At 65.5% G+C, this 11901-nt stretch carries 8 protein-coding genes and 1 riboswitch; of the genes, 7 read left to right on the forward strand and 1 reads right to left on the reverse strand.

Annotated elements, in window-relative coordinates:
- Positions 1 to 4: 4 nt before the first annotated feature.
- The 3 genes from P5703_RS17940 to P5703_RS17950 are packed head-to-tail and all read left to right on the forward strand — an operon-like array spanning position 5 to position 2288.
- Positions 5 to 310: a PepSY domain-containing protein gene (locus P5703_RS17940; protein ID WP_043942109.1), complete on the forward strand. Its 306-nt coding sequence runs from the start codon at positions 5 to 7 to the stop codon at positions 308 to 310.
- The gene (locus P5703_RS17945; protein ID WP_011912041.1) at positions 310 to 975 is read left to right on the forward strand and encodes a response regulator transcription factor; all 666 of its coding nucleotides are present in this window, start codon (positions 310 to 312) and stop codon (positions 973 to 975) included. The genes P5703_RS17940 and P5703_RS17945 overlap by 1 nt, the downstream gene beginning before the upstream one ends.
- Positions 972 to 2288 (forward strand): sensor histidine kinase, encoded by a 1317-nt coding sequence (locus tag P5703_RS17950; protein ID WP_279641326.1) that lies wholly within the window; start codon positions 972 to 974, stop codon positions 2286 to 2288. Before P5703_RS17945 ends, P5703_RS17950 begins: the two co-directional genes overlap by 4 nt.
- Positions 2289 to 2295: 7 nt before the next feature.
- Here P5703_RS17950 and P5703_RS17955 read toward each other — a convergent pair whose 3' ends face one another.
- Entirely contained in the window at positions 2296 to 2511 is a 216-nt protein-coding gene (locus P5703_RS17955; RefSeq protein ID WP_014595808.1) for a hypothetical protein, read from the reverse strand.
- Between the two features lie 313 nt (positions 2512 to 2824).
- Between P5703_RS17955 and P5703_RS17960 the strand changes: the two genes are divergently transcribed.
- The 4 genes from P5703_RS17960 (at position 2825) to P5703_RS17975 (ending at position 11891) form a co-directional block, all read left to right on the forward strand.
- The gene (locus P5703_RS17960) at positions 2825 to 3697 is read left to right on the forward strand and encodes a helix-turn-helix transcriptional regulator (protein WP_125886482.1); all 873 of its coding nucleotides are present in this window, start codon (positions 2825 to 2827) and stop codon (positions 3695 to 3697) included.
- A 1021-nt stretch (positions 3698 to 4718) separates the two neighbouring features.
- On the forward strand, positions 4719 to 5954 hold the full coding sequence (locus P5703_RS17965) for an exonuclease SbcCD subunit D C-terminal domain-containing protein (RefSeq protein WP_279641327.1): 1236 nt from the start codon (positions 4719 to 4721) through the stop codon (positions 5952 to 5954).
- The gene (locus P5703_RS17970; RefSeq protein WP_279641328.1) at positions 5951 to 9604 is read left to right on the forward strand and encodes an AAA family ATPase; all 3654 of its coding nucleotides are present in this window, start codon (positions 5951 to 5953) and stop codon (positions 9602 to 9604) included. The genes P5703_RS17965 and P5703_RS17970 overlap by 4 nt, the downstream gene beginning before the upstream one ends.
- 106 nt (positions 9605 to 9710) lie before the next feature.
- A riboswitch (cobalamin riboswitch) is annotated at positions 9711 to 9927 on the forward strand.
- Between the two features lie 98 nt (positions 9928 to 10025).
- Entirely contained in the window at positions 10026 to 11891 is a 1866-nt protein-coding gene (locus P5703_RS17975; RefSeq protein ID WP_020306653.1) for a TonB-dependent receptor domain-containing protein, read from the forward strand.
- Positions 11892 to 11901 lie beyond the last annotated feature (10 nt).

The following is an 11901-nucleotide window of genomic DNA, read 5'->3' on the forward strand; positions in this document are numbered from 1 at the left end:
ACCCATGCGTGCCCCTCTTCTTGTAATGCTGCCACTGGTTCTGCTGCTCGCCGCCACCCCGGCGGTGAGCCGCGACCTGGACCAGGACGAGGCCCTGCGGCTGCGCCGCGAAGGGCTGATCCTGCCGCTGGAGACGCTGATCCAGCGGGCAATGGAACGCTACCCCGGGGCGCGTCTGCTAGAAGCGGAGCTGGAAGAGGAAGATGACCTCTACGTCTATGAAATCGAATTGCTGACCACCCAGGGCGTTGCCCGCGAGCTGGAGTTCGATGCTCGCGATGGCCGCCTGATCAAGGACGAGGAAGACTGATGCGTCTGCTATTGGTCGAAGACAACGTTCCGCTGGCTGACGAACTGGTCGCCAGTCTCAGCCGCCAGGGCTACGCCACCGACTGGCTCACCGATGGCCGCGACGCCGAATACCAGGGCGCGACCGAGCCCTATGACCTGATCATTCTCGACCTCGGATTGCCCGGCAAGCCGGGGCTGGAGGTGCTGCACGCCTGGCGCGCCGCCGGCGTCACCACACCGGTACTGATCCTCACCGCACGCGGCTCCTGGGCCGAGCGCATCGATGGTCTCAAGGCCGGCGCCGACGACTACCTGACCAAACCCTTCCATCCCGAGGAGCTGCTGTTGCGCATCCAGGCGCTGCTGCGCCGTGCCCACGGTCTGGCCAACCAGCCGATGTTGCAGGCCGGAGGGCTGGAGCTGGACGAGTCGCGCCAGTGCTGCCGCAAGGACGGCCAGGACATCGAGCTGACCGCTGGCGAGTTCCGCCTGCTGCGCTACTTCATGTTGCATCCGGGCCAGCTGCTGTCGAAAACCCAGCTCACCGAACACCTGTACGACGGCGAAACCGAGCGCGATTCCAACGTCATCGAAGTGCATGTCAACCGGCTGCGCGGCAAGCTCGGCCGCGAGCTGATCGAAACGCGCCGCGGCCAGGGCTATCGCTTCGGCGGCGCGGCGTGAAGTCGATCCAGCGCAGCCTCGGCCTGGCCCTCATCGCCACCCTGCTGCTGGTGGCGCTGGTGCTGGTGCAGACCAGCCTCTGGCTGTTCGAATCCGGCCTCAGGCGCAGCCTGGAAACCGATCTGCGCGAAGAGACCGAGGGCCTGTTGGTAGCGCTGGTCAAAGGGCCGAACGGCGACCAGCTGGACCTGCAGCGCCTGAACCCGCGCTATCAACGACCGTTTTCCGGACACTACTTCCAGATCGAGCTCCCCGGCCGCACCTGGCGTTCACGCTCGCTGTGGGACGCTACGCCGCAATGGCCGGAGCGCCCGGGCCTGACCGAGGAGCTGCTGGATGGCCCGCAGGAGCAGCGCCTGCTGGGCTACCGCGCGGAATACCGCCGCGACGGCCAACCGATCATCATCAGCGTGGCGCAGGACTACACACCGGTTCTCGACAGCTTCGCCCGCGTGCGGCTGAGCGGCCTGGGGCTGGTGGGCTTCGCCCTGCTCGCCCTGCTGCTGTTGCAGCGCTACGCCATGGGCCTGGCGCTGCGCCCGCTGGAGCGCGCCCGACAGCAGATCGCCCAGTTGCAGCAGGGCCAGCGCCAGCAGCTGGACCAGCAGGCGCCGGTGGAACTGCAACCGCTGGTGGAGCAGATCAACCACCTGCTCAGCCATACCGAGGAAACCCTGCAACGCTCACGGCATGCACTGGGCAACCTCGGTCATGCGCTGAAGACGCCGCTGGCGGTACTCGGCAGCCTGGTACAACGCGAAGAACTGGCCGCCCACCCCGAGTTGCGGGCCAGCCTGCTGGAACAGCTGGAGCAGATCCAGCAGCGCGTGAGCCGCGAACTGGGTCGCGCACGACTGTCGGTGGATGTGCTGCCCGGTGCCCATTTCGATTGCGATGCCGAACTGCCGGCGCTGTTCGACACCCTGGCGATGATTCACCGCGCCGATCTCGAGTTGCGCTGGCATGCCCCGGCTGGCTGCCGTGTGCCGCGTGATCGCGAAGACATGCTCGAGCTGCTGGGCAACCTGCTGGACAACGCCTGCAAATGGGCGCGCAGCCGCGTCGAGCTGACCATCGAGCAGACGCGCGACGGCTTCGTGCTGCTGGTGGACGACGACGGGCCGGGAATTCCCGCGGCACAGCGCGAGCAGGTCATCAACCGCGGCGTGCGGCTGGACGAACGCGCGGAAGGGCACGGCCTGGGGCTGGGAATCGTCAGCGACATCCTGACGGCGTGGCGTGGAGCGTGGAGCCTGGAGGAAAGTCCGCTGGGTGGGCTGCGCGTGCGTATCGCACTGCCCTCGGTGCGCTGAGCGGGGGTTACTGCGGGCGGGCCAGTTCGTTACGCATGTCTTCGAGAATGGTCTCCACCAACAGCGTGTTCTGTACCTGGTGCCCAGCGACGATACGCGTGGCGTGGGTGCCATTGATCGGGTAACCGACGTGAACCTCCAGACGGCCGTCCGCCTTTGGTTCGACACGGGTGCGGTATTGCGAAGTGAAGGTTTCGGCCAGATGACGGGACAAAGTCTTCATGGAGCATCTCTACAGTGAGCCTGACACAAAGACCATGTTCAGGGGGTCGGAGATTCCAGCCGTCCATCGGGAAGCGCTCAGCCTTCACCAAACGGTAACCCGTTCACCCTTTTCGCTCGCCGTCGGCGTACGCCAGCCAGGCCAGTACCGCCATCGCGACAAAGGCCACGCCGGACCACGTGAGTGCAGCGATCAGCAGATTCATGTCGGTCACCTCGCCGTGTTGAAACATGCCCTGAATATATGTAGCGTTGCACGACACGTCGACCTGCTCGACATAGGCATGTAAACCTTTGGTACAGGTGCAACAGCGATGAAAAGGAAGCAATCGATCAGTCAGATACGCTGGGATCTGGCACTGCGCTACCGGCTGATCGAGACCATCGCCTGGTGGGAAGGCCGCCTGACCACGGGCCACCTGATGCAGAGCTTCGGCATCAGCCGCCAGCAGGCCTCGAAGGACATCAACACCTACCTCAACGAACATGCGCCCAAAAACCTGACATATGACCGTCACCTGAAAGGCTACAAGCCGAGCAAGGCCTTCCAGCCACTGTTCATCGACGGCAGCGCCAGCGCCTACCTGCACCTGCTCGACCAGAACCGCGTGCGCGCTCCGCACATCGAAGGCCTGGCGCTGGCCTATGCACATACGGAAGTGCTGCAGGTGCCGGACCGCAGCATCCGCCCCGAGGTGCTGCGCCCGATCCTGCAGGCTTGCCGCGAGGGGCTGCGCCTGGAGAGCGAGTACGTCTCGCTGGCCAACCCGGAGATGGAGATTCGCGTGATGGCGCCGCACACGCTGGTCTTCACCGGCATGCGCTGGCATGTGCGGGCCTACTGCGAGAAGAACCGCGCGTACCGCGACTTCGTGCTCAGCCGCTTCCGTGGCGAGCCGGACCTGATGGACGAAAGCGAACACACCCGCGAGCAGGACGAGGCTTGGAACACGCCAGTGACGGTGCTGATCGAGCCGGATGCGCGCCTGAGCCCGGCACAGAAGGCAATCATCGAGGTGGACTACGGCATGCTCGACGGTCAACTGCCGGTGGAGACCCGTGGCGCACTGGTGCAGTACGTGCTGCAGCGCTTCGGCATCGACCCGAACACCGTGCAGGCCAATGCGGCGGCGCAGCAGCTGCAGGTGGGGAATCTGCAGGCGTTGAAGGGGTGGTTGTACTCGTGAGGGCTTGTGAGGCTGGTCGTGACCGTGAAGGGCCGCTGCCTCCATGTGGGAGCGGTCTTGACCGCGAAGAGCGTCGGCACGGATTTCGGTATGTGAGCGCCGCGCTTTCCTTGGCATTTAGCTCAGGTTTCGCCCTGCTGGGCGACTCACTTTTTTCAGTCGCGAAAAAAGTAAGCAAAAACGCTTGCCCCCGCATCCGGCCCGTCGCTTCGCTACGGGTTCGCTCGCTACGCCGCCGCTCCGAGGGCCGCCGTACAAGGGCCCTCCATGGCCCTTTACGGCTCTCGCGGCATCCATGCCGCTCGCCCCTCTCCACGACGGCTCCGCTCACCCTCCTGAAGGGGCGACTGGTGCCGCCTGCTCGTTCGTGCAAGAAACATCATGCTGGGACTACCGCCGGAGACTTACAGACAGCTCTGCCCCCATGTCTCGCCGGTGATGTAGGGTGGAAAACTGCGCAGCATTTTCCACCGCAGGCTTCAAGCAAGTTTTTGCCGGGCCAGCGCGGCTTAATTTGCAGACCAGTGGATGGGCTTCGCGTTACCCACGCTACGGACCCGTTTAGAAACTTCCAGTCGGCTCGGACTCCAGCCCCCGTCAGAAGGCCGAGTGGAGGTGCTGCGCAGGGGGACGCGAGGCATGGACGCCGAGCGAGGAGCGAAGGGACAGGGACGTCCCTTCGCGACGGCCCCCGGAGCAGCGCCGGAGGGAGGGAAGTTTTGCGAAGCAAAACCCGGATGCCGGGGTCGCCTTCTCTTTGGTTACTTTCTCTTGGCGAGACAAGAGAAAGTGACGCGCCGTGCAAGGCGCGACCTGTAGTTCCGGCCGAGGAAAGCGCTGCGCCGTTCGCAGGCATAGGCGCCCAACAAGGTGGAAAACGCTGCGCGGTTTTCCACCCTACGGAAAGCGCCACACCCAGACACCGGGCATTGCGCTCCGCCCCACCAAAATCTCCAAACAAATTGCGTCCCGTCCCAACGTCACGGCGCGCCCACCTTCGCTCAACGAGAGCCCAAAGCCCATGCGCCTGATCCACACCTCCGACTGGCACCTCGGCCAGACACTCCACGGCCAGGACCGCGACCACGAACACGCGCAGTTCCTCGCCTGGCTGCTCGACCAGCTGATCACCCACCGCGCCGACGCCCTGCTGATCGCCGGCGACGTGTTCGACACGGTCAACCCGCCACTCAAGGCCCAGGAGCGCCTCTACGACTTCATCGTCCGCGCCCACGAAAAGCTCCCGCAGCTGGACATCGTGATGATCGCCGGCAACCACGACTCGGGCGGGCGCATCGAGCTGCCGGCGCCGCTGATGAAGCGCCTCAATGCCCATGCCGTCGGCCGCATCAGCTGGGTCGCCGAGGGCCAGCTGGACCACCAGCGGCTGCTGGTGCCGCTGCACGACGCCGCTGGCAACACCGCCGCCTGGTGCCTCACCCTGCCCTTCCTGCGCCCGGCCGAGGTCACCGGAATGACGCTGGGCGACGACTACATGGCCGGCATTCGCCAGGTGCATGAACGCCTCATCGCCGCCGCCGAGGCCGTGCGCCAGCCCGGCCAGGCGCTGGTTGCCATGAGCCATGCGCACATGGCCGGCGGCGCGGTGTCGGAGGAGTCCGAGCGCAATATCGTCATCGGCAATGCCGAGGCCCTGCCGGCCAGCCTGTTTCCCGAGTCCGTCGCCTACGTCGCCCTCGGCCACCTGCACAAGCCGCAGCAGGTCGCCGGGCAGGCGCGCATCCGCTACAGCGGCTCGCCACTGCCGCTGTCCTTCGCCGAGGTCAATTACCCGCATCAGGTGCTGCTGGTCGAACTCGACGGCGAGCAGCTGGCGCAGGTCGAAAGCCTGCCGGTGCCGCGTGCGGTGGAGATGATCCGCATCGGCCGCGCTCCGCTGGCCGAGGTGATCGCCGCGCTGGAGGCGCTGCCGCCCACCGGCCTGTTTGACGAACACCTGCCCTGGCTGGAGGTACGCGTGCTGCTCGACGAACCGCTGCCGGACCTGCGCCAGCGCATCGAAACCGCGATAACCGGCAAGGCCTGCCGACTGGTGCGCATCGCCAGCGAGTACGCGGGCCGGCGCGGCGAGACGGAATCGGACGTGCTGCTCGGCCTCGACCAGATCACCCCGCAGGAACTGTTCGCCCGCGCCTGGGAAGAACAGTACGGCAACCCGGCGGATGAACAGGCGCTGGACGATTTCGCCACGCTGCTGCAACGGGTCGAGTTCGCTCATACGGAGGATGACCGATGAAAATCCTCGCCATCCGCCTGAAGAACCTGGCGTCGCTGGCCGGTGAGCAGGTCATCGATTTCACCGCCGAACCCCTGGCCAGCGCCGGGCTGTTCGCCATCACCGGGCCCACCGGTGCCGGCAAGAGCACCATTCTCGACGCCCTGTGCCTGGCGCTGTTCGGCAGCACGCCGCGGCTCGACAGCGTTTCGCCGCTGAACAAGGTGCCCGAGGTGGATGCCGAGATCGGCGGTGGCGACGAGCGCAACCTGCTGCGCCGCGGCTGCGGCAGCGGCTACGCCGAGGTCGATTTCGTCGGCGTCGACGGTCACCGCTACCGCGCACGCTGGGAGGTCAAGCGCGCCCGCGAGAAGATCGACGGCCGCCTGCAGGCCAGCAGCCAGAGCCTTACGGATCTCGACAGCGGCACGCTCCTGGCCAGCGGCAAGAAGCGCGAATTCAAGGAATTGCTCGAAGCCCGCCTTGGGCTGACCCTGGCCCAGTTCACCCGCGCCGTGCTGCTGGCGCAGAGCGAATTTTCCGCCTTCCTCAAGGCCGACGACAACGAGCGCGGCACCCTCCTGGAAAAGCTCACCGATACCGGCCTCTACAGCCGCCTCGGCCAGGCCGCCTTCGAGGCCGCCAAGGAGGCGAAGGAAGGCCTCGCCCGTCTGGAGCAGCAGGCCGGCGGCCTGCAGCCACTGGAGCCGGAGCAGCGTGACGAATTGGAGCGCGAACATCAGGCTCAGCTCGACGAACTGAAAGCGCTGCAGCAGCAGCTCAAGGCGCTGGAAGCGCAGCGGCAATGGCTCAGCGAACTGCAGCGCCTGGAAAACGAGCGCGAAGCGGCATGCCAGCAACTGCAGGATGCCGAAGACGAGCGCGAAAACCTCGCCGAGGCCCGGCGCATCCTCGACTTGTTCGAGCAACTGGCGCCGCAACGCCATCGTTTCCTGCGCCTGCAGGATCTCGGCCCGCTGCTGGGCAAGGCCGCCGACAGCCTGGCGCGCCTGCAGCATGAGGAACAGGCCGTGCAGCAGCGCCTGGCCGAGCTGCAGAGCCAATGCAGCGCCGCCAGCGAGCAACTGCGTTCGGCCGAACAGGCGCGCCAGGACGCCGAGCCGCGGCTCGTCCAGGCGCGCCGTGAAGAAGAACGCCTGCAGCATTTGAACGCCGACCTCGCCTTGATCCGCGAAGAAAGCATCCAGGCCGATGCCGCGGCCAGCGCCGGCGAGGCAACGCTCAAACAGCTCGAGCAACAGCAACAGCGCACCGCCGAACAGCTCGCGGCGCTGGCACAGCCACTCGAAACGAGTGCAGCCCTGCAACCACTCTGTGCGGCATGGGACGGTTACCGTCCGCGTCTGCAACAGGCCGTCCAGCTGGCGGCACGCTTGCAGCAAGGCCAGCGCGAGCTCCCCGCGCTGGAAGCGCAGGCCCAGGCTGCCGAAACCCAGCAGAATGTGGCCCGCGAGGCGCTGGACGACCTGCAACGCGAGCGCGACAGCGACGTCGGGCTGGCCGAACAGCTGGCCCGACTGCATCGACAGCTCGACGACTGGCGCCAGGCCGAGCGCGAAACCGAGGCACTGCGCGAGCTCTGGTCGCAGCAGCGTGCGCTCGAAGCCAGCCGACGCGAACTGCTGGACGCCGCCACCGAACAGCAGGCCGAACTGGACAGCCTGGTACCACTGGGCAAACAGGTCCGCATCGATCGAGATGCGGCCGAGCAGGCGCTCACGGTCACCCTTGCCGTGCTCGAGCGCCAGCGTCTGGCGCGCAGCGAGAATGTCGAGGCTTTGCGCACGGCACTGGTGCCCGGCGAGCCCTGCCCGGTCTGCGGCAGCCACGAGCATCCCTGGCAGCAGACCGATGCGCTGGTTGCCAGCCTTGCTCGGCACGACGACAGCGAGGCCGCGCGCGCGCAGCAGGCGTTACAGGAACAGGACCAGCGCCTGCAGGAGCTGCGCGATCGCCATGTCGCGCTCAGCACACAGTTGCGCCAGACCCAGCAGCGCCAGAGCGAAGTCGACGCGCAGCTGCAGGCCCTGGCGCCGCGCCTGCTCGCTCTGCCCGCGCACGCACGATTGCTTGAGCAGCCTGAAGCCGAGCGTTCGCAATGGTTGGAAACGCAGCTGACGACTCTCAAAGGCCAGATCGCCAGCGCCAGCCAGCTTCAGCAGCAACTGCTCGCCCTGCAACAGCGCAGCGAAACCCTGCAGCAGGCCTGGCAGGCCGCGCGCGAGGCCTGTGTCGAGGCGACTCAACGGCTCGCGCGCCAGCGCGATGCCTTGGCCCGCGACAGCCAACAACTTGACGAGGAGCTGGCGGCCTTCGCCGAACTGCTGCCCGTCGAGCAACTGCAGCGCTGGCGCGAAGACCCGGCGCAGACCTTTATGCAGCTGGACGCCAGCATCGCCACGCGGCTTCAGCAGCTGCAGGCGCAGTCCGAGCTGAGCGAGGAGCTTCGCCAGGGCGAACAGCGCCGCAGCGACGAACAGTTGCAACAGCGCCATCGCCAGGAGAAACAGGCAGGCTGCAGCGTGCGGCTGGCTGAGCGCGAAAAGCTTCTGCTCGCCTGCCAGCAGGCGCTGCGGACCAGCCTTGGCGAGCAAAGCAGCGCCAGCGCCTGGCAACATCAGCTGGACGCGGCCATCCAGACTGCGCGGCAAACCCAGGCCGGGATCGATCAGCAGCTCAACGAGAGCAAGCTTGGCCTGACGCGCCTGCACAGCGAGCAACAGAACTGCCGCCAGCGCCACGCCGAATTGCAGCAGGAACGCGACGCGCTGAACGCGGAACTGGGCGCCTGGCGCACCGCCCATCCGGCGCTGGACGACACCACCCTCGCCCAGCTGCTGCAGATGGACGACGCGCTGCTGGCCGAGGCGCGCCAGCGCCTGCAGCAGAACGCCGAAACCCTGACCCGCTGCCGCGAACGGCTGGATGGCTGCCTTAATCGTCTGAACATGCACAAACAGCAGCAGGCCGAAACGCCGAACATCGAACGGCTGCAGCAGCGCCATGCCGAGCAACTGCAGCAATGCGAGCAGGCGGACCAGCGCTGCGCGGAAACCCGTGCTCAGCTGCTCGACGACGACAAGCGCCGCCGCCAGAGCCAGGCGTTGCTGGCACAGATCGGCGAGGCGCGCGCCGAAATGCAGCGCTGGGGGCGCATCGCCGCGCTGATCGGCTCGAGCGACGGCGGCGCCTTCCGCAAGATCGCCCAGGCCTACAACCTGGATCTTCTGGTGCAGCACGCCAACGTGCAGCTGCGTCAGCTGGCCCGCCGTTATCGGCTCAAGCGCGGCGGAAGTCCGCTGGGCCTGCTGGTGATGGATACCGAGATGGGCGACGAGCTGCGCTCGGTGCATTCGCTGTCCGGCGGCGAGACCTTCCTCGTCTCGCTGGCCCTGGCACTGGGCCTGGCCTCGATGGCGTCGAGCAAGCTCAGGATCGAATCGCTGTTCATCGACGAGGGCTTCGGCAGCCTCGATCCCGAGTCGCTGCAGATCGCCATGGACGCGCTGGATTCGCTGCAAGCCCAGGGCCGCAAGGTGGCAGTGATCAGCCACGTGGCCGAGATGCACGAACGCATCCCGGTGCAGATTCAGGTGCAGCGCCAGGGCAACGGGCAGAGCGGGCTGAAGATCGTCGGCGGGCCGTCCTAGCGGTCGCGCTTTCAGGCGCGACCTTGCCGCCGTCGCAGACCCGGCGCTGACAGGCTTGCGGCCATCGGTCCGCTTGTGTTTCGCCAGCATCGGCCGTAAGGTTCGCGCGTTTTCTTATCCGCCCAGGTGTGCACGACCGCAAGGTCCGCATTAAACGGGAAGCCGGTGCGCTCGAAGAGCAAGGCCGGCGCTGCCCCCGCAACGGTAATCGACCGCGATCCTCAGGAATCGCCGTCCGCTCGACAGCCACTGTGTTCCGACATGGGAAGGTGAGCGTGATGCGTGTCGAAAGCCCGGAGACCGGCCTGACGGATTCGACTGGTGTTGCGGAGGGCAGCACCGTCAAGCGCTGCTGCCCGTCATCCTCGCGCTTGTTCCTGCCCTCCTCAAAAGTCTGCGATCTTTTGAGGATTTCTTACCGATGAAATTGTCCCGTTTGGCCCTGGCCATCGCCCTGACGCCCGGCCTGGCGCTCGCCCAGACATCGTCCCGCGAGGACGCGCTAAAGCTGTCCGATACTCTGATCACGGCCAACCGTGACGTGCAGCAGCGCAGCGAAAGCAGTGCTGCCAGCACGGTGTTCACCCGCGAGGATATCGACCGGCTACAGCCCTCCAGCGTGAGCGAACTGCTCAACCGTGTACCCGGTGTGCAAGTCATTCAGAATGGCGGGCGCGGCACCAGCAGCAGCCTTTTCATACGTGGCACGAGCAGCGCCCAAAGCCTGGTGCTGGTGGATGGCCAACGGATCGGATCAGCTTCCGCTGGTGGCTCGCCACTGGAGTACCTGAACGTCGAACAGATCGAGCGTATCGAAGTGCTGCGCGGTCCACGCTCGGCGGTCTATGGCGCCGACGCCATTGGCGGGGTCGTTCAGATTTTCACGCGTCGCGCCAGTGGCGAAGGACTCAATCCCCGCCTGCGTCTGGGTTACGGCAGCCGCAATACCTGGGAGCGCAGCCTGGGGCTTTCCGGCGGCAACGAAAGCACCCGTTTCAGCCTCAGCGCCAGCGCCGACGACACCCGTGGTATCAACCATACGGACAGCCGTGTGCGTCCCGACAGTGACCACGACGCCTACCGCAACAATGCCTTCTCGCTGAACCTCAACCATCGCTTCAACGAGCGCCTGGAAGGTGGTTTCAGCGTGCTGGACCAACGTGGCGAAAGCGAATTCGATTACGGTAGCTACGGCGCTTATCCCTACTCGGACTTTCAGCTGAGCAGCTATTCGGGTTTTCTCAGCGCCAATATCAACGAACGCTGGACGTCCCGCGTGGAACTGGGTCATAGCGAAAACCGTTATATCGAGCGTGCGGATGACGTCAGCCTGAGCGGCCCGTTCAGCACTTATCGCGATTCGGCCAGTTGGCTGAACACACTGGCCCTGGGCAGCGGCCAGAGCCTGTTGCTCGGCTTCGACTGGCATATGGACTCGCTCAATAGCGACACTCAATACGATGAAGACGAGCGCTGGAATCAGGCGCTGTTCGTCCAACACAGCTGGCAGGGTGAAGTTTTTTCGACCGAGCTCGGCCTGCGTCATGACAAGAACGAACAGTTCGGCAGCGAGAACACCTTCAATGGTGCACTGACTTATCACCTCGATGCCGATAACGACTTGATCCTGTCCTATGCGGAAGGTTTCCGTGCACCGACGTTCAACAATCTGTACTGGCCAGACTTCTGTGATCCTTCCTTCGGCTGCTCCAGTTCGTCCAACCCGAACCTAAAGCCTGAAAGCTCTAAAACCTACGAACTGCAATGGCGTAGCCAACTGGCAGAGAAGACACTTCTGCAAGCCTCGCTGTACCGCACCGACATTGAAGACGCCATCGTCTTCGTCGACATTCCGCGCAACGTACAGAAAGCACGCATAAATGGCTTCGAGGCCTCGTTGCAGCAAGAGCTGTTTGGCTGGCAGGGCAGCGCCGCCCTGAGCATCATCGATCCGCGCGATCGCGACAGCGGCCACACCCTGCCCCGTCGCGCCAAGCGCACCCTCAGCCTGGATCTCGATCGCCAACTCGGTGACATCGGTATCGGCGCCACCTGGCAGGCATTCAGCCGCAGCTACGACACACTCGCCAACACTGAGGAACTGCCTGGTTATGGCCTGCTGAGCCTGCGCAGCAGCTGGCAGGCAACCCCGGAAATCACCCTGGGACTCAAAGTCGACAACGTTCTGGACAAGGAGTACACCCGAGCCATCCACTGGACTGGCGCCGAGTACATGGGTGAAGGCCGCACCGCCCTAGTCTCCGTCACCTGGACTCCCTCGCTGTAATCGCTACCGA

The organism is Stutzerimonas sp. FeSN7, assembly GCF_030263795.1.
Lineage (GTDB): Bacteria > Pseudomonadota > Gammaproteobacteria > Pseudomonadales > Pseudomonadaceae > Stutzerimonas > Stutzerimonas stutzeri.